We start from the raw sequence: 22,458 nt of genomic DNA on the forward strand, positions 1-22,458 counted from the left end.
ACAATTCAACCGATACCCATAACAATACGTCACAAGATGTCCGCCCTTGCCGGGCAGGCGCCGGAAGACGAGTCGAGATCTGGAGAGAAAATTGTCCCAAAGCAAGTCTGCCGGAGCGGTCGCTGGCGCAGTCAAGCCCAGCCACGTCCGATACCTGATCCTGTTCCTGCTGTTCGTGGTGACCACGGTCAACTATGCCGATCGCGCCACGCTGTCCATTGCCGGTTCGGCCATGAAGACCGAGTTGTCGCTGGACCCGGTGACCATGGGCTACATCTTCTCGGCCTTCAGCTGGGCCTATGTGCTGGCGCAATTGCCGGGCGGCTGGCTGCTGGATCGCTTCGGCTCCAAGAAGATCTACATGTGGAGCATCGGCCTGTGGTCTTTCTTCACCATCCTGCAAGCCGGTGTGACCTGGATGAGTACGGCGGCAGCGGTGGTTTCGCTGTTCGTGCTGCGTTTCATGGTCGGCCTGGCAGAGGCCCCGTCCTTCCCGGCCAACGGCCGTATCGTGGCCGCCTGGTTCCCGACCAAGGAGCGCGGTACCGCCTCGGCCATCTTCAACTCGGCGCAGTATTTCGCGGCCGTGCTGTTCACGCCGCTGATGGCCTGGATCGTCCACGCCTTCAGCTGGCACCATGTCTTCACCGTCATGGGCGTGGTCGGCATCCTGCTGGCCATGATCTGGGGCAAGATCATCTATAGCCCCAAGGATCACCCGCTGATCAATGCCGCCGAGCTGGAGCACATCGAGTCCGGTGGCGGCCTGGTCGACATGGACAACAAGAAGGTGGCCGCGCCGGCGCCCTCCAACAAGGGCAAGGGCTACATCAAGCAACTGCTGAGCAACCGCATGCTGCTGGGTGTGTATATCGGCCAGTACTGCATCAACGTAATCACCTATTTCTTCCTGACCTGGTTCCCGGTGTATCTGGTGCAGGAGCGTGGCATGTCCATTCTCAAGGCCGGCTTCGTGGCCTCGATCCCGGCGGTGTGCGGCTTCATCGGCGGCGTGGTAGGGGGCATGATCTCGGACCGCCTGATCAAGAGCGGCCTGTCGGTCACCTGGTCGCGCAAGATCCCCATCGTGGGTGGCATGCTACTATCGATGACCATGATGCTGTGCAACTACGTCGAGGCCCAGTGGATGGTGGTGGCCATCATGGCGCTGGCCTTCTTCGGCAAGGGCGTGGGCGCACTGGGCTGGGCCGTGGTGGCCGATACCGCACCCAAGCAGATCGTGGGCTTGTCCGGTGCCCTGTTCAACATGTTCGGCAACGTCGCCGGCATCACCACGCCCATTGTGATCGGCTACATCCTCAAGGAAACCGGCTCCTTCTCGGGCGCCCTGGTGTTCGTGGGAGTCAATGCACTGGTCACCGTGATCAGCTATCTTGTGATCGTCAAGGAAATCAAGCGCGTCGAACTGAAGGACGCCTGATCCGCACACCGGCGGCCAGTGCCTGCAAGCGGGCCGCCATTTCGTTTGAAGCATTCTGTCGTATGGGAACTTAGCATGAGCACCGATACCGTCTCCAGCCAGGCCTCCACGCCGCGCTACATCATGATGAATGACACGGACAACGTGGCCATCGTCGTCAACGACGGCGGCCTGCCGGCCGGCACCGTCTTTCCGGATGGCCTGACCCTGGTCGACCGCGTCCCCCAGGGCCACAAGATCGCCCTGCGCGATCTCAAGGAAGGCGAGGCCATCGTCCGTTACGACGTCGCCATCGGCTACGCCGTGCGTGATATCCCCAAGGGCAGCTGGATTGAGGAGTCGCTGGTGCGCATGCCGCCGGCGCGCGAGCTGGACAACCTGCCCATCGCGACCAAGAAGCCGGCGCCGCAACCCGCGCTGGAAGGCTATACCTTCGAGGGCTATCGCAATGCCGATGGTTCGGTCGGTACGCGTAACCTGCTGGCCATCACCACTACCGTGCAATGCGTGGCCGGCGTGGTGGAGCACGCGGTCAAGCGCATCCGCGCCGAGCTGCTGCCCAAGTATCCGCATGTGGAAGACGTGGTGGCGCTGGAGCACACCTACGGTTGCGGCGTGGCCATCGATGCACCCAATGCCGGCATCCCCATCCGCACGCTGCGCAACATCAGCCTGAACCCCAACTTCGGTGGCCAGGCCATGGTGGTCAGCCTGGGTTGCGAAAAGCTGCAACCCAACCGCCTGCTGCCGGAAAACATGATCCCCATCCACAAGGCCGGCGAGCCCTATGTGGTCTGCCTGCAGGATGCGGAGCACGTGGGTTTCAACTCCATGATCGACTCCATCATGAAGATGGCCGAGGCGCGCCTGACCGAGCTGAACAAGCGCCGTCGCGAAACCTGTCCTGCTGCCGATCTGGTGGTTGGCGTGCAGTGCGGTGGCAGCGACGCCTTCTCGGGCGTGACCGCCAATCCGGCTGTCGGCTATGCCACCGATCTGCTGGTGCGGGCCGGTGCCTCGGTGATGTTCTCGGAAGTGACCGAGGTACGTGACGGCATCGACCAGCTGACCTCGCGCGCCGTCAACGAGGAAGTGGCGCAAGCCATGATCCGCGAGATGGACTGGTACGACAATTACCTCAAGCAGGGCGGCGTCGACCGCAGCGCCAACACCACCCCCGGCAACAAGAAGGGTGGCCTGGCCAATATCGTCGAGAAGGCCATGGGCTCCATCGTCAAGTCCGGTTCCAGCCCGATCTCGGGCGTGCTCGCGCCGGGCGACAAGCTGCAGCAGAAGGGCCTGATCTATGCGGCCACGCCGGCCTCCGACTTCATCTGCGGCACGCTGCAGCTGGCAGCCGGCATGAACCTGCACATCTTCACCACCGGCCGTGGTACGCCTTATGGCCTGGCTGCCGTGCCGGTCATCAAGGTCGCTACCCGCAATGACCTGGCGCGGCGCTGGCATGACCTGATGGACGTCAATGCCGGCCGCATCGCCAGCGGCGAGGCCACCATCGAAGACGTCGGCTGGGAGCTGTTCCAGCTGATGCTGGACGTGGCCAGCGGCAAGAAGCGCACCTGGGCCGAGCAGTGGAAGCTGCACAACGCACTGACCCTGTTCAACCCGGCGCCGGTGACCTGATTTTTCTCGAAAGGGATCCGCTTGCGGGTCCCTTTCTTTTATCCCTCCAGCGATCGCTGCCGCATCGGCGGACTTCGCTGACTCTGCATGACCTCACACAACAACATCATCCGCAAGGAGACGCCATGACCGACAAGAACTCCACCGCCGGCTCCCGCCTGGCCGCCCTGATCGCCACTTCCGCCCTGGGCCTGGCAGCCGCTCACGCGGGCGCCGCCACCATCGCCTATGTGTCCAACGCCGACAGCCACGACATCTATGTCCTGCAGCTCAATGGCGATGGCAGCGTCAACCTGGTCGACAAGGTCGACACCGGCAGTACCGTCATGCCGCTGGCGCTGAGCCCGGATCACAAGTACCTGTATGCCTCGCTGCGCGGCCAGCCGTATTCGGTGGTCAGCTATGCCATCGATCCGAAGAGCGGCAAGCTGCAAGCCCTGTCCAAGGCCCCGCTGGCCGACAACATGGCCAACATCGCCACCGACCATACCGGGCGCTACCTGTTCGCGGCCTCCTATTCGGGCAACAAGATCTCGGTCAATGCCATCGGGTCAGATGGCGTGGTGCAGACGCCGCCGCTGGCGGTGATCCCCACGGGGAAGAATGCGCACTCGGTGCAGGTCGATCCCGACAATGCCTTCCTGTTTGCCTCCAACCTGGGCAGTGACGTGATCCTGCAGTACCGCTTCGATGTGGCCAGCGGCAAGGTCACCCCCAATGCGCCGCCGTCGGTGGCGACCAAGGCCGGCGCCGGTCCGCGTCACTTCGTGTTCTCGCCGGACAAGCGCTTCGTCTATTCCACCAACGAACTCGACGCCACCGTCAATACCTACGCCTATGACCGCCAGGCCGGCACGTTGACCTTGCAAGCCACCGATTCGGCGCTGCCGGAAGGCTTCAAGAGCAACGAGCAACTGGCCGCGGCCGACCTGCACCTGACCCCCGACGGACGCTTCCTCTACGCCAGCGAGCGCACCTCCAACACGCTCACCGGCTATCGCGTGGATGCCGCCACCGGCAAGCTCTCGCGCATCCTCAACATCCCCACCGAAACCCAGCCGCGCGGCTTCAATATCGATCCCCAAGGCCGCTACCTGCTGGCGGTCGGCCAGCAAGCCGGCCTGAGCAGCTACGCTATCGATCCCGCCAGCGGCGCGCTCAAGCCGCTGTTCCGCTACACCCTGGGCCGCAATCCCAACTGGGTGGAGATCATCGACCTGCCTTGATCGGGTCGGATTACCCCTGTCGCCTTGTCGGGAATGTCACTCCGACAAGGCTATTTGTGCGCGATCTACAACATGCTTGATCCAGAACAGGCAGGCTTGCGTGCGTGCATTGCACAATCATGATCCTGAAAGCGTGCTGACCGTCCTAACCGGGAAATAGGGCAGTTTTAGTCAGTTTGCTGATTGAATCGCCGCGTGACGGCTGCTGTATCGTCTGAGAAGAAGTTTCATTTCTTGTGTTGCATAAAAATTAAGTGGAGAGAGGGAATGCGGAATCTGACGGTTCGCTTCAGCCTGATGAGCGCGCTTGCGCTGTTTTCTATCATGATCGTGGTGGGTGCCGGGGTGGGTATCTTTGCCCTGGGGCGTGCCAACCAGGCGACAGACTTTGTCCATGAACTGGCCCGGCGCACCATCGTCATCAATGACGCCTACAAGGACACCACGCGCACCCGTGCCGCGCAGACGCGTATCTACGCCACCCTGATGGAGAAGGGCGATCCGGCCGTGGCCGAGGCGGCGGTCAAGAGCGCCAAGATGACCTATGACCGTGGCCTCAAGTTCCTGGATGACTACGTCAAGCTGCCCGATCTGCCTGGCCAGGATCCGGCCACGCGTACCGAGCTGATCGAGGCTGGCAAGGCGCTCAACGACAATCTCAGGCAAGCTGCCGAGTTGCTGGCCGCTGGCAATGTCCTGGCTTATTCGGAACTCAATACCAAGCAGATCAGCCCGGGCGGTACGCGCTTCTCGGTGGCCCTGGACAAGTACCAGAAGCTGGCCATGGAACTCAGCGACAAGGCCGCCGACGAACGTGACCGTGAATACAACATGGTGGTCTGGCTGGTCGTGGCCGGCCTGATCGGCGCCATGTTCCTGGTCGTCGGTGTGCATTTCATGCTGCGCAACATCGTGCTCACACCGCTCAACCGCGCCGTGCACCTGCTGGACCTGGTCGCCAATGGCGACCTGACCACCAAGGTCGATGTGGAGAGCCGCAACGAGATCGGCCGCCTGTTCTCGGCCATCCGCAGCATGCAGCAAGCGCTGCTGACCACGGTGTCGCGTGTGCGTAGCAGCTCCGACAGCATCAACACCAGCGCCAAGGAAATCGCCGCCGGCAACATGGACCTGTCCTCGCGTACCGAGCAGCAGGCCAGTTCGCTGGAAGAGACCGCGGCCTCGATGGAACAGCTGACCGGCACCGTCAAGCAGAATGCCGAGAATGCCCTGCAGGCCAACCAGCTGGCGCATTCGGCATCCTCCACCGCCAGCAAGGGCGGCGAGGTGGTGTCGCAGGTGGTCGATACGATGCAGGCCATCAATGATTCCTCGCGCAAGATCGTCGACATCATCAGCGTCATCGACGGTATCGCCTTCCAGACCAACATCCTGGCCCTGAATGCGGCGGTGGAAGCCGCCCGTGCCGGCGAGCAGGGTCGCGGCTTTGCCGTGGTGGCTTCGGAAGTGCGTTCGCTGGCCCAGCGTTCAGCGGCGGCAGCCAAGGAAATCAAGTCCCTCATCGATGATTCGGTGAACAAGGTCGAGACCGGCAGCCAGCTGGTCGAGCAGGCCGGTGCCACCATGAGCGAGGTGGTCTCCAGCGTGCAGCGCGTCACCGACATCGTCGGCGAGATTGCCGAAGCCAGCCGTGAGCAGAGCAGCGGTATCGAGCAGGTCAACCGTGCCATCACGCAAATGGATGAGGTGACCCAGCAGAATGCCGCGCTGGTCGAGCAAGCTGCTGCAGCGGCGCAATCCCTGCAGGGGCAGGCCACCAACCTGGTGGGTGCGGTGAGCATCTTCAAGATCGACGTCCAGCAGGCTGCTGCCAGCCAGGCCAAGCCGCGTCCGGCTCCTGCCCAGGCCAGCAAGCCCGTGCAAGCGGCCCCGGCCGCACCTGCCGTGGCAGCTGTGGCGCCAGCGCCCAAGGCGGCTCCCAAGCTGCCGCCGGCCAAGCCTGCCAGCGCCGCCAGCAGCAGCCGTGCCAAGGACGACGGTCAGGACTGGGAAGAATTCTGAGCGCTATCCGCTCTGGCCCGGCCAGGTCGGGCATTTGTCCCGGCAATAAAAAAACCTCCGCAGCAGACACTGCGGAGGTTTTTTTTCGTCGCTGCAACCGCTGATCAGGCCTGGGTGTAGCTGGTCTTGACGGTGGTGTAGAACTCGGCGGCGTAGGTGCCTTGCTCGCGCGCACCATAGCTGGAACCCTTGCGACCGCCGAAGGGGACGTGATAGTCGACGCCGGCGGTGGCCGTGTTGACCATCACCATGCCCGCCTGGGCGTGGCGCTTGAAGTGGGTGGCGTACTTCAGCGAGGTGGTGCAGATGCCCGAGGACAGGCCGAACTCGGTATCGTTGGCCAGTTGCAGGGCGTGCTCGTAGTTGTCGGCCGGGATCACGGCCGCGACCGGGCCAAAGATCTCTTCACGCGAGATGCGCATGTCGTTGTGGGCGTCCGCGAACAGCGCCGGGGCCATGTAGAAGCCGTCGGTCTCGCGCGAGAGGCGTTCGCCACCCGACACCAGCGTGGCGCCTTCGCCCTTGCCGATGGCCACATAGGACAAGTCCTGGTCCAGTTGCGACTGGTCGACCACGGGGCCGATATGGCTTTCCTTCTGCAGCGCATGGCCGACCTTGACCTTGGCCAGTTGCGCGCAAGCCGCCTCGATGAAGCGCGGGTAGATGCCCTTTTCCACGATCAGGCGGCTCGATGCCGTGCAGCGCTGGCCGGTGGAGAAGAAGGCGCCCTGCACGGCGGCGGTCACGGCCACGTCCAGGTCGGCGTCATTCAAGACCACCATCGGGTTCTTGCCACCCATCTCCAGCTGGAACTTGGCCATGCGCGCGATCGCGCCTTGCGCCACGCGGTTGCCGGTCGCTACCGAACCGGTGAAGGAAATGCCGGCCACGCGGCGATCCTCGATGAAGCGCTGGCCCACCACCGAACCACGGCCCATGACCAGGTTGAAGACGCCCGCCGGGATGCCCGAGCGGCTGATGATGTCGGCGATGGCCCAGCCCGAACCCGGCACCAGTTCGGCCGGCTTGAACAGCACCGTATTGCCGTAGGCCAGGGCCGGGGCGATCTTCCAGGCGGGGATGGCCAGCGGGAAGTTCCACGGTGCGATGATGCCGATCACGCCCAGCGGTTCGCGGGTGATTTCCACGTCCATGCCGGGACGTACGGAGGCCAGCTTGTCGCCACGGATGCGCAGCACCTCGGCGGCGAAGAACTTGAAGATGTTGCCGGCACGGGTGGCTTCGCCTATGCCTTCGGGCAGGGTCTTGCCTTCTTCGCGCGAGAGCAGGGTGCCCAGCTCTTCACGGCGCGCCAGGATCTCGTTGCCGATCTTGTCCAGGGCGTCGGCGCGGGCCTGGATGCTGCCAGTGCTCCAGGCCGGGAAGGCGGCGTGGGCAGCGGCAATGGCCAGCTCGGTCTGGGCCGCATCGGCCTGGGCGTATTCGCCGATCACGTCCGACAGGTCGGAGGGGTTGACGTTCTTGTTGATGCCGGCGCCGGCCAGCCATTCACCGTTGATGTAGTTCGCGAATTGGGTCATCGCATAGCTCCTGGGAGGAATAAGGGGTAGGGGAAAAGAAAAAAGGGCCGCCAGTTTCCTGCGGCCCCCTTGGCAATGCTGCTGCGGCTTATTGCGGGCCGAGCTTCTTGATCAGCGCGGCCAGTTCTTCGTGCTCTTGCGGCGTGCAGTCGGTCAGCGGGGTGCGCACCGGACCGGCATCGTGGCCGACGATCTTGGCACCGGCCTTGACGATGGACACTGCATAGCCAGCCTTGCGGTTGCGGATTTCCAGGTAGGGCAGGAAGAAGTCGTCGATCAGCTTGCCCACGGTGGCGTGGTCATCCTTGGCGATGGCTTCGTAGAACTCCACGGCGGTCTTCGGGATGAAGTTGAACACGGCCGAGGAATACACCGGCACGCCCAGCGCCTTGTAGGCGGCGGCATACACTTCAGCGGTCGGCAGGCCACCCAGGTAGGTGAAGCGGTCGCCCAGCTTGCGGCGGATGTGGACCATCGGCTCGATCTCGCCGACGCCGTCCTTGAAGCCGATCAGGTTGGGGCAACGGTCGGCCAGCTTTTGCAGGGTTTCGGCATTGAGCTTGCAGACGGCGCGGTTATAGATGATGACGCCGAAGTTGACCGATTTGCAGACCGCTTCGACGTGGGCGGCGATACCGTCCTGGCTGGCTTCGGTCAGGTAGTGCGGCATCAGCAGGATGCCGTGGGCGCCCAGGCGCTCGGCTTCCTGAGCGTAGGCGATGGCGGCACGGGTGGAGCCACCGGCGCCGGCGATGATGGGCACCTTGCCGCGGCAGGTCTCGACGGCGGTGCGGATGATGTCCGAGTACTCGCCCGGGACCAGCGAGAAGAATTCACCGGTGCCGCCAGCGGCGAACAGTGCGCTGGCGCCGTACGGTGCCAGCCATTCCAGGCGCTCGATGTAGGTCTTGGGACGGAAGTCACCTTGCTCGTCGAAGTCGGTCAGCGGGAACGACAGCAGGCCGGAAGAGAGGATCTGTTTGAGGTCTTGGGGTGTGTACTGGGACATGGTTTCGCTCGACGCCGTTAAGAATTGGATTGGAATGGATGCAAATGTTCTTGGTGTTGTCTCTGAATCTCGTTGCAGCTCTATATCCGTATAGGATATCAGTCATCGTACAACATAAGATTTCAGAAATCCAGCACTTTTTGGCGGGGATTTGATGGGTGTGTTGAAAAAACGAGGGGAGGGCGCGGCGGGAAATCGACTAGGGAGCGACGAGGGCGCAGCGGGGGGAGGATCAGCCGGGACGCCCCCCTTCAAGCCGGTGCGCCGGCTCGAAGGGGCGGGAAGACGCTATCAGGCTGCGCTGGCAGCGCCCGATTCGGCTTCCTGTTGCGCGCGGCGCAGGCGCTCGCGGCTGTTGGTCAGGTGATTGCGCATGGCCGCGCGGGCGGCCTCGGCGTCACCACGGGCGATGGCTTCGTAGATATCTTCGTGCTCGCGCTGTACCCGGTCCAGGTAGCTGGCCTGCTGGTCATGGGCCAGCTCGGCCGTATTGATGCGCTTGCGCGGGATCACGCCCATGCCCAGATGGCTGATGATCTCGATGAAGTAACGATTGCCGGTGGCATTGGCGATGGCGAAGTGGAAGCGGAAATCCGGTCCCACGGTGTCGCCGCCGCCTTGCTGGTTGTCGCGGAACAGGTCCAGCGCCTGCCGGATTTCCTGCAACTGCTCATCGGTGCGACGGGCCGCGGCCAGGCCGGCGGTCTCGGTCTCCAGGCTGATACGCAACTCCAGCAGCGCCAGCAGGTCGCGCATGGTGGTGATGGTGGCCGGGTCGATGTTGATGTTGGAGCCTTTCTTGGCCTCCAATACAAAGGTGCCGATGCCATGGCGGGTTTCCACCTGGCCGGCCGCCTGCAGGCGCGAGATCGCCTCGCGCACCACGGTGCGCGAGACACCCTGGGTCTGCATGATTTCGGATTCGGTGGGCAGCTTGTCTCCGGGCTTGAGGCTGCCATTGCTGATCATCGCCGTGAGCGACGCCACCACTTCCTGCGACAGGCTCTGGGGCTTGCGGCGCGGGCGCAGCAGCGGGTTGGGGGTATCGCTTACATCCATATCGTTCTAGTTTGAAATGCGGCGCGGACCCGGCTTGTGTTGTTTTGGTCAGTCCGCGCATCGCCAGATGAAAAATGTTGCGCCATCTTACCAGATCGATAAGTGGCGAACGAACGGAAATGCCAGCCGGAAGCATGAGATTAGCGCAATTTCAGCAGGAGGTCAGACAAGTTTCACCTGAATTTGCGCTTTTTCAATGGCGGCACTGAAGTACGTACCTGACAGAATTAGTCGGGTTTGATATACTTGACTCAAATATTCGGGAATTCAGGGTAAGCGGTTCCAGCGAAACATTTGTTTCTGGAGTGAACATCCATGCGTCTAACTACCAAAGGTCGTTTTGCCGTGACGGCGATGATTGACCTGGCCTTGCGCCAGGGCAAGGGCCCCGTCACGCTCTCGGCCATCAGCGAGCGCCAGGAAATTTCTTTATCATATCTGGAGCAGTTGTTCGGCAAGTTGCGGCGTCACCAGATCGTCGAGTCCGTGCGCGGCCCCGGTGGCGGTTACAACCTGGCCCGCAAGGCCGCCGATGTGTCGGTGGCCGACATCATCATCGCCGTCGATGAACCCCTGGATGCGACCCAGTGCGGTGGCAAGGAAAATTGCCACAGCGCCTCCCATCCCGGTGGCGCGCGCTGCATGACCCATGACCTGTGGTCAACCCTGAACGAAAAGATGGTCGAGTACCTGGATTCGGTCTCGCTGCAGGACCTGGTCGACCAGCAAAAAGAACCCAAGCCGGCGGAGCTGCGTTCCGCCGACTCGCAGAGCGTGGTGGTGATGCACCGCCCGCAAGCCGCAGCCTGATTTGGAGCAAGGACCTATGAACGCACCCCTGGAAAAAAGCCTGCTGGAGACCATCAAGGCTCCGCACTTCCCGATCTACATGGACTACTCGGCGACCACCCCGGTCGATCCGCGCGTGGCCGACAAGATGATTCCCTATCTGCGCGAGCAGTTCGGCAATCCTGCCTCGCGCAGCCACATGTATGGCTGGACCGCCGAGAAGGCCGTGGAAGAGGCGCGTGAAGAAGTGGCCAAGCTGGTCAATGCGGACTCGCGCGAGATCATCTGGACCTCCGGCGCCACCGAGAGCAACAACCTGGCCATCAAGGGTGCGGCGCAGTTCTACAAGTCCAAGGGCAAGCACATCATCACGGTGAAGACCGAGCACAAGGCGGTGCTGGATACCTTCCGCGAGCTGGAACGCGTGGGCTTCGAAGCCACCTACCTGCAGCCGCAGGACAATGGCCTGGTCACCGTCGAGCAGATCGCTGCCGCCGTGCGTCCGGACACCATCCTGGTCTCGGTCATGCTGGTCAACAACGAGATCGGCGTGATCCAGCCAGTGCCGGAAATCGGCGAGTTCTGCCGCTCCAAGGGCATCATCTTCCATAGCGATGCCGCGCAAGCCACCGGCAAGGTCAAGATCGACCTGGAAAACTGGAAGGTTGACCTGATGAGCTTCTCGGCCCACAAGTCCTACGGCCCCAAGGGTATCGGTGCGCTGTACGTGCGCCGCAAGCCGCGCGTGCGCATCGAGGCGCAGATGCACGGTGGCGGTCACGAGCGCGGCCTGCGTTCGGGTACCCTGGCGACCCACCAGATCGTGGGCATGGGCGAAGCCTTCCGGCTGGCCCGTGAAGAGATGGATAGCGAACTGGCCCACATCCGCGCCATGCGCGATCGCCTGGCCAAGGGCCTGCAGGAGATCGAAGAGACCTACATCAACGGCGACATGGAACACCGCGTCCCGCACAACCTGAACGTGAGCTTCAACTACGTCGAGGGCGAGTCGCTGATCATGGCCATCAAGGACATCGCCGTGTCCTCCGGCTCGGCCTGCACCTCGGCCAGCCTGGAACCGTCCTACGTGCTGCGCGCCCTGGGCCGCAGCGATGAACTGGCGCACAGCTCGATCCGTTTCACCATCGGTCGTTTCACCACCGAGGAAGACATCGACTTCACCATCGAGCTGATCAAGAGCAAGGTCGGCAAGCTGCGCGAGCTGTCGCCGCTGTGGGATATGTACAAGGATGGCGTGGACCTTTCCACCATCCAGTGGGCGGCCCACTAAACCGGACCTGCCAGCCGTCGCCAGCAGCCTCATGAAGCCGCCGGCGATGGACGAAACCATCTTCTAGGAGCAAGAACATGTCTTATTCGGAAAAAGTACTCGACCACTATGAAAACCCGCGCAACGTCGGCGCCTTCGAGAAGGGCGACGAGACCGTTGGCACCGGCATGGTGGGCGCGCCCGCCTGCGGCGACGTGATGAAGCTGCAGATCAAGGTGGGCGCCGATGGCGTCATCCAGGATGCCAAGTTCAAGACCTATGGCTGCGGTTCGGCCATCGCCTCGTCGTCGCTGGTGACCGAATGGGTCAAGGGCAAGACGCTGGACGAAGCCCTGTCCATCAAGAACACCCAGATCGCCGAGGAACTGGCGCTGCCGCCGGTGAAGATCCACTGCTCCATCCTGGCCGAAGACGCCATCAAGGCGGCCGTGCAGGACTACAAGGCCAAGCACGGCGCAGAGCAGAAGGCAGCAGCCTGATCGACTCCCGGTCGCAGGCCGGCGCAAGCCGTTTTTGATTCAGTAAGGCAGGCATCATGGCAATCACATTGACAGAGAAGGCAGCAAAACACATCAGCCGGTACATGGAACGTCGTGGCAAGGGCATCGGCCTGCGTCTGGGCGTGCGTACCACCGGGTGCTCCGGGCTGGCGTACAAGCTGGAATACGTGGATGAACAGGCGTCCGAGGACACCGTCTTCGAATCGCATGGCGTGCGCGTGTTTGTCGATCCCAAGAGCCTGCCCTACATCGACGGCACCGAGCTGGACTTCGCCCGCGAAGGCTTGAACGAAGGTTTCAAGTTCCAGAACCCCAACGTCAAGGACGAATGCGGTTGCGGCGAGAGCTTCCGCATCTGATTGCTGCGTTCTTGTCGATGCCGCCGCGCCCGGGTCATGGGCGCTGGCGGCCAGTGCTTAGCCGACCGTGACAGCCGCCTGATCCCTCTTGCAGAGCCCGACCTGGTCACTGTTCGCCGTCCCTGATGTGCCAAGCCTGTTGCAGTCCGACAGGCTTTTTATTTTTCAGCCATGCAAAACCACTTCGACCTGTTCCAGTTGCCGCAACGCTTCGCCGTCGATCTCAAGGCGCTGGAGCAGGCCTATCATCGCGTGCAGGGACAGGCGCATCCGGACAAGTTCGCCCACGCCAGCGATGCCGAGAAGCGCGTGGCCATGCAATGGGCCACCCGCGCCAACGAGGCCTACCAGACGCTGAAGACCCCCTTGAAGCGCGCCCGCTACCTGTGCGAACTCCATGGCGTGGACCTGCAGACCGAATCCAATACCGCCATGGCCCCGGCCTTCCTGATGCAGCAGATGGAATGGCGCGAGACCCTGGATGACGCCAAGGCCGGCCGCGATCTCGATGCCCTGGAGCGCCTCAATGGCGAACTGCTGGCCGAGAAGAAGGCCGAGATCGCCCGTATCGAGGCTGGCCTGGACGCCGGCGACTATACGCAGGCTGGCCAGCTGGTGCGCCAGCTGATGTTCCTGGACAAGTTCGGCGCGGAAATCGGCGATGCCTTCGCGCTGATCGAAGGCTGAACGCGGGAGACCACCATGCCTGACCTGTTGCTGTTCCTGCTGGCCGCCATGACGCTGACGCTGGCCCCCGGCCCCGACAATATCTACGTGCTCACGCGCGGCATCGCCCAGGGCCGCCGGGCCGGGCTGGTGGCTGCCGCCGGTTTCAGCTCGGGCCTGGTCTTCCATACCCTGCTGGCGGTGTTGGGCTTTGCCGCCCTGATCAAGGCCTACCCGCCGGCCTACCACGCGCTGCAATATGCCGGTGCCGCCTACCTGGCCTATCTCGGCTACCGCACCCTGCGTTCGGCAGCGGCCGGCATTTCCCTGGCCGGTGAAGGGCAGGGCGCACCCGCCGTGCCACTGCGCCGCATCTACTGGCAAAGTGTGCTGGCCAATATGCTCAATCCCAAGGTGACGCTGTTCTTCATCGCCTTCCTGCCGCAGTTCGTGCATCCCGACGCGGGTCACGTACCGCTGCAGATGCTGGTGCTGGCGCTGGTCTTCATCGTCCAGGCCTTTGCCATCTTCAGCGCCATCGCGCTCTTCTCCGGCACCGTCGGCGCCTGGTTCCGCCGCCGTGCCTCTGCTTCCGTCCATCTGAATCGCCTTGCAGGTTGTGCCTTCATCGGCCTCGGCATCCGGATGGCCTTACCCGAATAACATCGCTCCACACGAGTCCACATCCTATGGCTTTACTGCAGATTTCCGAACCGGGCATGTCCACCGCGCCGCACCAGCGACGTCTGGCGGTTGGCATCGACCTGGGCACCACCAACTCGCTGGTGGCCACCGTGCGCAACAGCATTCCCGAAGTGCTGGCCGACGACGATGGCCGCGTGCTGCTGCCCTCGGTGGTGCGCTACCTGCCCAATGGCCACGCCAACATCGGCTACAAGGCCCAGGCCGCGCAGACCACCGATCCGCGCAATACCATCGTCTCGGTCAAGCGCTTCATGGGCCGTGGCCTGAAGGACATCGCCCACGCCGAGAACATGCCCTATGACTTCCAGGACCAGCCTGGCATGGTGCAGATCAAGACCGTGGCCGGCGTGAAGAGCCCGGTGGAAGTCTCGGCGCAGATCCTGGCCACGCTGCGCCAGACCGCCGAGGATGCCCTGGGTGACGACCTGGTGGGGGCGGTCATCACCGTGCCGGCCTACTTCGACGATGCCCAGCGCCAGGCCACCAAGGACGCGGCACAGCTGGCCGGCCTGAACGTGCTGCGCCTGTTGAACGAACCCACGGCGGCAGCGATTGCCTATGGCCTGGACAATGGCTCCGAAGGCATCTTCGCGGTCTATGACCTGGGCGGCGGCACCTTCGATATCTCGGTGCTCAAGCTCACCCGTGGCGTCTTCGAAGTGCTGGCGACCGGCGGCGATTCGGCCCTGGGTGGCGATGACTTCGACCACCGCCTGTTCTGCTGGATCAGCCAGGAAGCGCAACTGCAGCCGCTGTCGGATGAGGATACGCGCCTCCTGATGGTCAAGGCGCGCGAGGTCAAGGAACTGCTCTCGACCAAGGATGAAGTGCAGATCGATGCCGTGCTCCGGTCCGGCGAGGAAGTCCACCTGTCCATGACGGCCGCGCAGTTCAACGAGATTACCCAGCACCTGGTGACCAAGACCATGACGCCGGTGCGCAAGGCCCTGCGCGATGCCAGCCTGACCGTGGAAGACGTCGATGGCGTGGTGCTGGTCGGCGGTGCGACCCGCATGCCCTCTATCCGTCGCGCGGTGGGCGAGTTCTTCAAGACCAACCCGCTCTCCAACATCGACCCCGACAAGGTGGTGGCGCTGGGCGCAGCCGTGCAGGCCAATCTGCTGGCCGGCAACCGCGCCCCCGGTGACGACTGGCTGCTGCTGGACGTGATCCCGCTGTCGCTGGGCATCGAGACCATGGGTGGCCTGGCCGAGAAGGTCATTCCGCGCAACTCCACCATCCCCTGCGCGCGCGCCCAGGAATTCACCACCTTCAAGGATGGCCAGACCGCCATGGCCATCCACGTGGTGCAAGGCGAGCGCGAGCTGGTCGCCGATTGCCGCTCGCTGGCACGCTTCGAGCTGCGCGGCATCCCGCCCATGGCCGCCGGCGCGGCGCGCATCCGCGTGACCTACCAGGTCGATGCCGATGGTTTGCTCGCCGTGGCCGCGCGCGAGATGACCTCCGGCGTGGAAGCCTCGATCAGCGTCAAGCCCTCGTATGGGCTGGGCGACGACGAGATCGCGCGCATGCTGCAGGAATCCTTTAGCTCGGCCGACGAAGACATGCAACGCCGCGCCCTGCGCGAAGAGCAAGTCGAAGCCGAACGCATCGTGCTGGCCACGCGCTCGGCCCTGCAAGCGGATGCCGCGCTACTGTCGGAAGACGAGCGCCGCGACATCGAAGTGCAGATCGAGGCCGTCACCGCCGCCGCCCAGGGCAGCGACCACCTGGCCATCAAGGCAGCGGTCGATGCGCTGGCGCACGGCACCGAGGAATTCGCCGCGCGCCGCATGGACCGTAGTGTCCACGCCGCCCTGGCCGGCAAGAAACTGGACGAAGTCGCCTGAGCGAATTCACGCTATCCACACTGACACGAATCACGAAAGTCCCCCATGCCCCAGATCGTTATCCTCCCCCATCCAGTCCTCTGCCCCGAAGGCTCGGTGATCAATGCCCCGGCCGGCAAGACCCTGTGCGATGCGCTGCTGGACAGCGACGTCGACATCGAGCACGCCTGTGAAAAGTCCTGCGCCTGTACCACTTGCCACGTGGTCATCCGCGAGGGATTCGAGACTCTCAATGAGCCCACCGACAAGGAAGAAGACCTGCTGGACATGGCCTGGGGTCTGGAAGCGACCTCGCGCCTGTCTTGCCAGGTCGTGCTGGGCGAAGACGACCTGACCGTCGAAATCCCCAAGTACACCATCAACCACGCATCCGAAAACCATTGAGCCGTACTGCCCCGGCAGTGCCGGCAGGAGCCAATCATGAAATGGACTGATACCCAGCTGATCGCCGAGGAGCTTTACGACAGGTTCCCCAACATCGATCCCAGTACCATCCGCTTCACCGACCTGCATCGCTGGGTCATGGAGCTTGATGGCTTCGATGACGATCCCAATCGCTCCGGCGAGCGCATCCTGGAAGCCATCCAGGCGGCGTGGATCGTCGAGGCGGAGTAAGCCCTGACTGGCAATGAAAAAACGCATCGATATCGATGCGTTTTTTTTTCGTCTCCGGATCGTGCCGGCTAGATGAACAGGTCCGGCACGCCCTTGGCGCCCGTGGCGTATTGGGGAAATATCTTTTCCAGTGCCTGGTCGTGGATGCGCATGTGCCGCTCCGACAGCGCGCACAGCACCGCGCGGAAATCGGTGGTGATGGCGAGGTCGCGCCCTTCGTTCAGGGCCGTCTGGTTCAGCCCCGGCCATTGACCGTAGATCTTGCCCCCGCGCAGGTTGCCACCCATCAGCCACATCGCATTGCCGTGACCGTGATCGGTGCCGCCATTGCCGTTCTCGCGGAAGGTGCGGCCGAATTCCGACATCACCACGATGACCGTGTCATTGAAGGCCGGCCCCAGTTCCCTGGCCAGCGTGGCTAGGCCCCCGGCCAGGGGCGAGAGGCGTCCCGCCAGCTGGCCGGTGCCATTGCCCTGGTTGATGTGGGTATCCCAGCCACCCACGGCCAGGAAGGCCAGGCGGATGCGGGGATCGTGTCGCATCAGGCGGCCCAGCCGGGCCGTATCCATGGCCAGGCCATTGGGAAGCGGCGCGCCATTGTTGGCCATCTGCTGCTCCTGGCTGTTGATCTCGGTCATCAGCTCGTGGCGTGCCGCGATGCCGTCGCGGTAGGCCTTGGCCACGGCATCGTCGCCCTCATAGAGCGGTCCGTAGGCCTGCATCATGCGGGGCTGGTCGATCAGCCCGGGGCGGGTGGCGGCACGCCCGGTCTGCAGGTTGGCCACCACATTGTGTCCGGCCAGGATGCGCGGCGTGGCATCGCCCACATTGAGTGCCTGCAGCGGCGATTGCGCTGGCGGCAGGTAGTCCATCACGCGGTTGAGCCAGCCGTCGCGGGTGTTGTGCTGGCCGGGCGTGCCGGTCTCCATGTAGTCCTGCGCCTCGAAGTGCGAGCGCGAGCCATCGGGCGAACCCGAGGCATGCACGAAGGCCAGCTGGCCGCTTTCCCAGTACGGCATCAGCGGCTGCAAGGCCGGATGCAGGCCGAAATAACCGGTCAGGTCGATGGCGCCATTGGCCTGGCCCGGACGCGCCACCGCGATGCTGGGACGGGCGCGGTAGTACTCGGGGTCGCCATACGGCACCACCACGTTCATGCCATCGACCGCCCCGCGCAGGAACACCACGACCATGCGCGGCGCGCCATCGCCATTGGCATGCGCACGCGGGGCAGGGTTGCCATAGGCCAGTTTGGCCGGTGTGGCGCGGCTGATGCTCTTGTCGCCCACGGGGGCCACGGCGCAACCGGACAGGCCGATCGGGACCAGGATGGCACCGCTGCCGGCGGCGCCCAGATAACGGATGAAATCACGACGGTTCATGGAAGTCTCTCTGGCCGGATGGATCAGCGTTTCATGAAATCAGGACTGCCCAGGATCAGACCCGCCTGCACATTCTCGGGGGCGCCGGCGATCTTGGCGGCCGCTTGCGGTGAGATGGCCGGGCCCAGCGTGCCCAGCAGCTGGCGTGGATCGACCGGTCGGGCGTCGGCATTGGCGGGCGCTGCGTCGCCCTCGGCGCGGGCAATGGGCGACTTGCCGTTGACCAGGTTGCCGGCGAAGTTGATCCGGCGCAGCAGTGCGTCGGGATTCAACCACGCCGCTTCCGAATACTTGTAGCCCTCGGGGGTGAGCCAGCCATACAGCGGCATGCCGAACTGGCCGAACGCGCCGTTGACCGGTTTCGCATTCCTCACGGGAATGTCACCAGCCCGCAGCGCCGAGACCACGAACTGGTAGGGCGTCTTGAACTGCGTCTGGTAATTGCTGCGCGCCCAGAATTGCGGACTGTCGAAGAGCGTCTGCAGTACCGCGCGCAGGTCACCCTGGGTGGCCAGGAATTTCTGCGTGAGTCGCTGCACCAGCGCCGGATCGGGCTGGTCGGAGACGAAGTACTGCACCAGCTGGGTCGAGATGAAACGCGCCGTCGACGGATGAGTGGCCAGGATATCCAGCGCCGCTTCGCCTTCCTGGTAACCCCTGGCCGCGAGCGGCCGGCCCAGGAATACCTTGGGCGAATTGTCGTGCCGCTGGGCGGCGAACGCGAAGGGCGCCGCCCCCGCCTTCATGGCATTGACATCGATGGTCCAGCCCGAGAGGATGCGCGCCAGCGTGATCACGTCGGCCTGCTGGTAACCCCCATCCACGCCCAGCGTATGCAGCTCCATCAGCTCGCGTGCGTAGTTCTCGTTCAAGCCCTTGAAGCGACCGCGCGCACCCGGCGTACCGGCGCCGCTGGAGAGCCAGTTGTCGAGGTAGTACAGCATCGCCGGATGATGTGCCACCGCCCCCAGCAGGTCGCGGAAGTGGCCCAGCGCGTAGGGACGGATGGCATTCTTTTCATAGTCGCCAACCCAGTAGCGCACCCATTCCTTGCCTTCGAAGATGTTGAAATGGTTGGCCCAGAATTCGGTCATCACTTCTTCCAGCTGGCGCGGGCTTTCGGTAGCCTGCAGCAGGCGCGCCATGTGGAATTGCGGGGTCAGCTCGCGTGGCGCCCGTTGCCGCGCCGCCTGCTTGACCTCCTTGTCGGCTTCCTTGTCGATCGAGGGCGGGCCATAGTCGACGAACAATTGCGCCGGCGTCATCTGCAGGCCCGGCAAGGCCGCCAGCCGCGCTTGCAGGTCTGCCGGCAGGGGGATGCGTTCGGGATGCAGCTGCTGCTCGATGTAGCGTTTCACGCCCATCTGCTCGACCTGTTCCAGGTCACCGGGCCGGGGCCCATAGGCCAGGCGGTTCAGCACGTGCAGGGCACGTTCCTGCTCCGACAGCGGCGCTGTTGTTGCGGCAGTCGGCGAGGCCGCATGGGCCAGCTCCAGGCTGCTGGCCAGCAGCGCCAGCAAGAAAGCGCGGCGCGCGCGGGTCGAACCCGGCAAGGGGGAAATCAATTGGCGTAACGGGCGCATCGATGAGCCTCGCGGTATCGAAATTGTTGGAGGCCAGTATGGACAATGGCCGCAACGCCCACTGTAAGAAAGTGTAATGCGCAATGCGCACAGATGGGCGAATGCCGGCATAACGCGAGGTGACGCATTTCGGTTGTCATGCCGCTCGCATCAGGTGAAGAAAGCTGCATGACGCGGCTGCAAAGTTGCCAGCCTGGCTACGGTCATCCGGTTCCAGTTATCGACGTGCTAACGCAAGCTGGATTTTTCTCGATTTTTCAGAGGATTCTCAAGCGCCTGATGCCATTGCTCACCCACAATAGCGCGTTTGAAGAAACTGGCGCAATCGCACTGGGGAGTGCGGACATTGGCCGAACAAGAGAATGGGGACGCAGCATGACATGGACACCGGCATCGGCGATGCGTATCGCCCTGCTCGACGATCACGCGGTGGTCCGCTACGGACTGGCCATGCGCCTGGCCGAGGAGCCGGACCTGGACGTGGTGGGCGCCTTCGCCACCAGCAAGGAACTGATGGTCGCATTGCGCACGGTGCCGGCGGACCTGCTGCTGATCGACTATGCGCTGGGCAGCAACGATATCGATGGCCTGAACCTGATCCGGGCGCTGCGGGTGCGTTTCCCGCGCAGCAAGATCCTGGTCGCCTCGGCGCATCACAACCCGGCCACCGTGGCCCTGGCGATGAAGGCCGGTGCGCAGGGCTTCGTGGGCAAGTCGCAGGAGCTGGGCGAGCTGATCCAGGCCGTGCGTGCCGTGGGGCGAGGGCGCCAGTACCTGAACGTGACCATGGTGACGGCACTGTCCTCGATGCAGCAGGCCGAGTCCGGCGCCGGCCAGGCCGAACCGGCCAGCGGCAGCCGGCGCGGCAGTGGCGGTGTGCCGGCCGCCAGCCGGGCGCTGGCCGAGTTGTCCAGCCTGTCACCGCGGGAGCGTGAAGTGCTGCGCTGTTGCCTGGAGGGCTTGTCGGTTACCGAGATCGCCGAGAAGTTCATGCGCAGCGTCAAGACCATCAGCGGGCAAAAGCAGTCGGCCTTGCGCAAGCTGGGCGTACGCAGCGACCACGAACTCTTCAAGATCGCTTATCACATCAAGGACCTGTAGGGCAGGCCATGCAGTACAAGGGAGGACATAATAATGATGACTAGCAGTTCGCCGCAGATCTTGCTGGTAGACGATTCGGCAACGATACGGCAGGCCATTGGCAATCGCCTGCGGACCATGGGTTGCGAGGTCCACAGCGTGTCCGACGGCGCCACCGCGCTGGCGGCGATACAGTCGCAGGCCTACGGCCTGGTGCTGCTGGATTGCTACCTGCCCGACATGTTCGGCCATGAGGTGGCGCAGCAGGTACGGGAGCTGGAATCGGCCACGCCGCAGCGTCCCTATACGCCGCTGATCGGCATCTCGGCCGAAACCGATCCGGCCCATGTGCGGCTGTGTCTGGAGCAGGGCATGGACGGCATGCTGGGCAAGCCCCTGCAAAGCGATGCCTTGCGCAAGATGCTGGCGCTGTGGTGCGACCACGAGTCACCCGCTACCCATGCACAGGCCTCCTCCGGGGAGCTGGCGGCCGGTGAGGATCTGCAACAGCTGTTCCTGCGCACCTCGCAACACGATCTGCAGGCCTTGCGCGCCGCGCACGCCAGTGTCGACCTGGCCGTCATGGGCCAGCTGGTGCATCGCATGAAGGGCGCCGCGCTGACCATGCAGCGCGCCGAGATCGTGGCCTTGCTGGAATGTGTCGAGGAAGCCCTGCGCGCAGGCGAGGGCGGCCTGGATTCCATCCCGCTGCTGCTGGTGTCGCTGGGACGGATCCTGGACGTCCAGGGCAACTAGGGCATCAGGCGCCGACCCAGGGCAGGCCGGCCTTGCACCAGCCTTCCACGGTCTTGCGGTGGCCGGCGGCGTCCTTGTTGCCCTCGAAGCCTTCGAGGATGTCGAAGCACTGGCCGAAGCCATGGTCGGTGGCCAGCTTGGCCGCATGCTTGGAACGCACACCGGAGCGGCACAGGAACAGCAGGATGTCATCCGGGTTGGCCACTTCCTTCAGCTGTTCCAGGAACAGCGCATTGGGTTTGCCCTCCGGATAGAGATTCCATTGCACCGCCAGATGCTGGCCGGCCGGAATCTGCACGATGCCCACCCAATCGCGCTCGGCGCGGGTACGCACATCGACCAGCTTGACGGCGGCATTGCCTTCGATCAGCGCCAGCGCCTCCTGGGGCGTGACCGCGCCGCGGTAGGGAAGCTGGCCGGCACTGGCACGGTCGGCGGCGGCGGCGAGGATGTCTTGGTGGCTCATGATGGTTCTCTTTGTCAGGGCGCTATCAAAATGAAAACAGGAAATGCAACGGGAAGCGGACAAGCCGTCTTGAAGCTGGCTTGCCCGGAAGGTGAAACTTTAAACAATTTTTCCAGGCCGGTGCAGGATCGCGATCAAGCGCCATGATGCCCCAAGACGGCGCAGGCACCAAAACAGGGCGTTTCACATGAAAAATCATCGAAGTGCATTTTAATGGTGCATTTATCTTAAATTGCACTAAAATAATGCATCCCTCCGGCTTTCCTGCACTGTAGGGGAAGGCCGTCCAGCCGCCTGCTCCCTAAAATATTCCATAATTGCCGCCCCCGAAAGGTTGGTGGCATGGAATCTGCTATCATCCGCGACTGAGTTCGGCGCAAGACCGTTGTATCAAATGCAAAGATCCAGTCGCAGAAAACGGCTCAACACCCCAATTTATACTACTTCCTCGTTTTAGGAGATTCGCTTGGCAAG

21 protein-coding genes are annotated in these 22,458 nt (G+C 63.5%); 15 read left to right on the forward strand and 6 right to left on the reverse strand.

All coding sequences use genetic code 11. From position 1 onward, the window contains the following. The first annotated feature begins 91 nt into the window (after nt 1-91). The 4 genes from ACIPHN_RS19950 (at nt 92) to ACIPHN_RS19965 (ending at nt 6,333) form a co-directional block, all read left to right on the forward strand. Nucleotides 92-1,441 (forward strand): MFS transporter, encoded by a 1,350-nt coding sequence (locus ACIPHN_RS19950; RefSeq protein ID WP_400439101.1) that lies wholly within the window; start codon nt 92-94, stop codon nt 1,439-1,441. 75 nt (nt 1,442-1,516) lie between these two features. Beyond that, the gene (gene garD / locus ACIPHN_RS19955; protein WP_400439104.1) at nt 1,517-3,085 is read left to right on the forward strand and encodes a galactarate dehydratase; all 1,569 of its coding nucleotides are present in this window, start codon (nt 1,517-1,519) and stop codon (nt 3,083-3,085) included. Nucleotides 3,086-3,210: 125 nt separating this feature from the next. Beyond that, nucleotides 3,211-4,311, forward strand: a complete 1,101-nt coding sequence (locus tag ACIPHN_RS19960) for a lactonase family protein (protein ID WP_400439107.1) — start codon at nt 3,211-3,213, stop codon at nt 4,309-4,311. A 267-nt stretch (nt 4,312-4,578) separates the two neighbouring features. After that, on the forward strand, nt 4,579-6,333 hold the full coding sequence (locus tag ACIPHN_RS19965; protein WP_400439110.1) for a methyl-accepting chemotaxis protein: 1,755 nt from the start codon (nt 4,579-4,581) through the stop codon (nt 6,331-6,333). A 104-nt stretch (nt 6,334-6,437) separates the two neighbouring features. Here ACIPHN_RS19965 and ACIPHN_RS19970 read toward each other — a convergent pair whose 3' ends face one another. From ACIPHN_RS19970 to ACIPHN_RS19980, 3 genes are all read right to left on the reverse strand, one after another. Further along, nucleotides 6,438-7,874, reverse strand: a complete 1,437-nt coding sequence (locus ACIPHN_RS19970) for an aldehyde dehydrogenase family protein (protein WP_400439113.1) — start codon at nt 7,872-7,874, stop codon at nt 6,438-6,440. Nucleotides 7,875-7,962: 88 nt separating this feature from the next. Further along, entirely contained in the window at nt 7,963-8,883 is a 921-nt protein-coding gene (kdgD, locus tag ACIPHN_RS19975; protein WP_400439115.1) for a 5-dehydro-4-deoxyglucarate dehydratase, read from the reverse strand. A 291-nt stretch (nt 8,884-9,174) separates the two neighbouring features. Beyond that, complete coding sequence (locus ACIPHN_RS19980) at nt 9,175-9,942, reverse strand: FadR/GntR family transcriptional regulator (RefSeq protein WP_400439118.1); 768 nt, start codon at nt 9,940-9,942, stop codon at nt 9,175-9,177. A 315-nt stretch (nt 9,943-10,257) separates the two neighbouring features. Here ACIPHN_RS19980 and iscR point away from each other — a divergent pair, with 315 nt between their 5' ends. The 9 genes from iscR (at nt 10,258) to iscX (ending at nt 16,717) form a co-directional block, all read left to right on the forward strand. Then, nucleotides 10,258-10,752 (forward strand): Fe-S cluster assembly transcriptional regulator IscR, encoded by a 495-nt coding sequence (iscR, locus tag ACIPHN_RS19985; protein WP_400439121.1) that lies wholly within the window; start codon nt 10,258-10,260, stop codon nt 10,750-10,752. 16 nt (nt 10,753-10,768) lie between these two features. Further along, the gene (locus ACIPHN_RS19990) at nt 10,769-12,022 is read left to right on the forward strand and encodes an IscS subfamily cysteine desulfurase (RefSeq protein WP_400439124.1); all 1,254 of its coding nucleotides are present in this window, start codon (nt 10,769-10,771) and stop codon (nt 12,020-12,022) included. A gap of 77 nt (nt 12,023-12,099) precedes the next feature. Further along, nucleotides 12,100-12,501, forward strand: coding sequence for a Fe-S cluster assembly scaffold IscU (gene iscU / locus ACIPHN_RS19995; RefSeq protein ID WP_079215606.1), 402 nt, complete (start codon nt 12,100-12,102; stop codon nt 12,499-12,501). 56 nt (nt 12,502-12,557) lie between these two features. Further along, complete coding sequence (iscA, locus tag ACIPHN_RS20000; RefSeq protein WP_400439127.1) at nt 12,558-12,881, forward strand: iron-sulfur cluster assembly protein IscA; 324 nt, start codon at nt 12,558-12,560, stop codon at nt 12,879-12,881. Nucleotides 12,882-13,052: 171 nt separating this feature from the next. Beyond that, nucleotides 13,053-13,568, forward strand: coding sequence for a Fe-S protein assembly co-chaperone HscB (gene hscB / locus ACIPHN_RS20005; RefSeq protein WP_400439130.1), 516 nt, complete (start codon nt 13,053-13,055; stop codon nt 13,566-13,568). 15 nt (nt 13,569-13,583) lie between these two features. After that, nucleotides 13,584-14,210, forward strand: a complete 627-nt coding sequence (locus ACIPHN_RS20010) for a LysE family translocator (protein ID WP_400439133.1) — start codon at nt 13,584-13,586, stop codon at nt 14,208-14,210. Nucleotides 14,211-14,236: 26 nt separating this feature from the next. Further along, a complete protein-coding gene (gene hscA, locus ACIPHN_RS20015) occupies nt 14,237-16,102 on the forward strand; it encodes a Fe-S protein assembly chaperone HscA (RefSeq protein WP_400439136.1) in 1,866 nt (621 codons plus the stop codon). 45 nt (nt 16,103-16,147) lie between these two features. After that, entirely contained in the window at nt 16,148-16,486 is a 339-nt protein-coding gene (gene fdx, locus ACIPHN_RS20020; protein WP_400439139.1) for an ISC system 2Fe-2S type ferredoxin, read from the forward strand. 36 nt (nt 16,487-16,522) lie between these two features. Continuing rightward, a complete protein-coding gene (gene iscX, locus ACIPHN_RS20025) occupies nt 16,523-16,717 on the forward strand; it encodes a Fe-S cluster assembly protein IscX (protein WP_400439141.1) in 195 nt (64 codons plus the stop codon). Nucleotides 16,718-16,785: 68 nt separating this feature from the next. Here the strand turns inward: iscX and ACIPHN_RS20030 are convergent, their stop codons facing one another. Then, a complete protein-coding gene (locus tag ACIPHN_RS20030; protein WP_400439144.1) occupies nt 16,786-18,099 on the reverse strand; it encodes a DUF1501 domain-containing protein in 1,314 nt (437 codons plus the stop codon). A gap of 23 nt (nt 18,100-18,122) precedes the next feature. Next, a complete protein-coding gene (locus ACIPHN_RS20035) occupies nt 18,123-19,682 on the reverse strand; it encodes a DUF1800 domain-containing protein (RefSeq protein ID WP_400439146.1) in 1,560 nt (519 codons plus the stop codon). Between the two features lie 375 nt (nt 19,683-20,057). On the opposite strand from ACIPHN_RS20035, the gene ACIPHN_RS20040 reads away from it, so the two are divergent. Both ACIPHN_RS20040 and ACIPHN_RS20045 read left to right on the forward strand, forming a co-directional pair. Then, complete coding sequence (locus ACIPHN_RS20040; protein ID WP_400439149.1) at nt 20,058-20,783, forward strand: response regulator; 726 nt, start codon at nt 20,058-20,060, stop codon at nt 20,781-20,783. Between the two features lie 33 nt (nt 20,784-20,816). Further along, nucleotides 20,817-21,518, forward strand: coding sequence for a response regulator (locus ACIPHN_RS20045; RefSeq protein WP_400439151.1), 702 nt, complete (start codon nt 20,817-20,819; stop codon nt 21,516-21,518). A 4-nt stretch (nt 21,519-21,522) separates the two neighbouring features. On the opposite strand, the gene ACIPHN_RS20050 is transcribed toward ACIPHN_RS20045, so the two are convergent. Next, nucleotides 21,523-21,984, reverse strand: coding sequence for a rhodanese-like domain-containing protein (locus ACIPHN_RS20050; protein ID WP_400439153.1), 462 nt, complete (start codon nt 21,982-21,984; stop codon nt 21,523-21,525). Between the last annotated feature and the right edge of the window lie 474 nt (nt 21,985-22,458).

Source organism: Herbaspirillum sp. NPDC087042, assembly GCF_044745245.1.
Taxonomy (GTDB): Bacteria; Pseudomonadota; Gammaproteobacteria; order Burkholderiales; family Burkholderiaceae_D; genus Herbaspirillum.

Bases quoted from the DNA above. Each gene is read 5' to 3' on its own strand.
- garD (WP_400439104.1), top strand. From the start codon at position 1,517: ATGAGCACCGATACCGTCTCCAGCCAGGCCTCCACGCCGCGCTACATC.
- ACIPHN_RS19960 (WP_400439107.1), top strand. From the start codon at position 3,211: ATGACCGACAAGAACTCCACCGCCGGCTCCCGCCTGGCCGCCCTGATC.
- ACIPHN_RS19965 (WP_400439110.1), top strand. From the start codon at position 4,579: ATGCGGAATCTGACGGTTCGCTTCAGCCTGATGAGCGCGCTTGCGCTG.
- ACIPHN_RS19970 (WP_400439113.1), bottom strand. From the start codon at position 7,874: ATGACCCAATTCGCGAACTACATCAACGGTGAATGGCTGGCCGGCGCC.
- kdgD (WP_400439115.1), bottom strand. From the start codon at position 8,883: ATGTCCCAGTACACACCCCAAGACCTCAAACAGATCCTCTCTTCCGGC.
- ACIPHN_RS19980 (WP_400439118.1), bottom strand. From the start codon at position 9,942: ATGGATGTAAGCGATACCCCCAACCCGCTGCTGCGCCCGCGCCGCAAG.
- iscR (WP_400439121.1), top strand. From the start codon at position 10,258: ATGCGTCTAACTACCAAAGGTCGTTTTGCCGTGACGGCGATGATTGAC.
- ACIPHN_RS19990 (WP_400439124.1), top strand. From the start codon at position 10,769: ATGAACGCACCCCTGGAAAAAAGCCTGCTGGAGACCATCAAGGCTCCG.
- iscU (WP_079215606.1), top strand. From the start codon at position 12,100: ATGTCTTATTCGGAAAAAGTACTCGACCACTATGAAAACCCGCGCAAC.
- iscA (WP_400439127.1), top strand. From the start codon at position 12,558: ATGGCAATCACATTGACAGAGAAGGCAGCAAAACACATCAGCCGGTAC.
- hscB (WP_400439130.1), top strand. From the start codon at position 13,053: ATGCAAAACCACTTCGACCTGTTCCAGTTGCCGCAACGCTTCGCCGTC.
- ACIPHN_RS20010 (WP_400439133.1), top strand. From the start codon at position 13,584: ATGCCTGACCTGTTGCTGTTCCTGCTGGCCGCCATGACGCTGACGCTG.
- hscA (WP_400439136.1), top strand. From the start codon at position 14,237: ATGGCTTTACTGCAGATTTCCGAACCGGGCATGTCCACCGCGCCGCAC.
- fdx (WP_400439139.1), top strand. From the start codon at position 16,148: ATGCCCCAGATCGTTATCCTCCCCCATCCAGTCCTCTGCCCCGAAGGC.
- iscX (WP_400439141.1), top strand. From the start codon at position 16,523: ATGAAATGGACTGATACCCAGCTGATCGCCGAGGAGCTTTACGACAGG.
- ACIPHN_RS20030 (WP_400439144.1), bottom strand. From the start codon at position 18,099: ATGAACCGTCGTGATTTCATCCGTTATCTGGGCGCCGCCGGCAGCGGT.
- ACIPHN_RS20035 (WP_400439146.1), bottom strand. From the start codon at position 19,682: ATGCGCCCGTTACGCCAATTGATTTCCCCCTTGCCGGGTTCGACCCGC.
- ACIPHN_RS20040 (WP_400439149.1), top strand. From the start codon at position 20,058: ATGACATGGACACCGGCATCGGCGATGCGTATCGCCCTGCTCGACGAT.
- ACIPHN_RS20045 (WP_400439151.1), top strand. From the start codon at position 20,817: ATGATGACTAGCAGTTCGCCGCAGATCTTGCTGGTAGACGATTCGGCA.
- ACIPHN_RS20050 (WP_400439153.1), bottom strand. From the start codon at position 21,984: ATGAGCCACCAAGACATCCTCGCCGCCGCCGCCGACCGTGCCAGTGCC.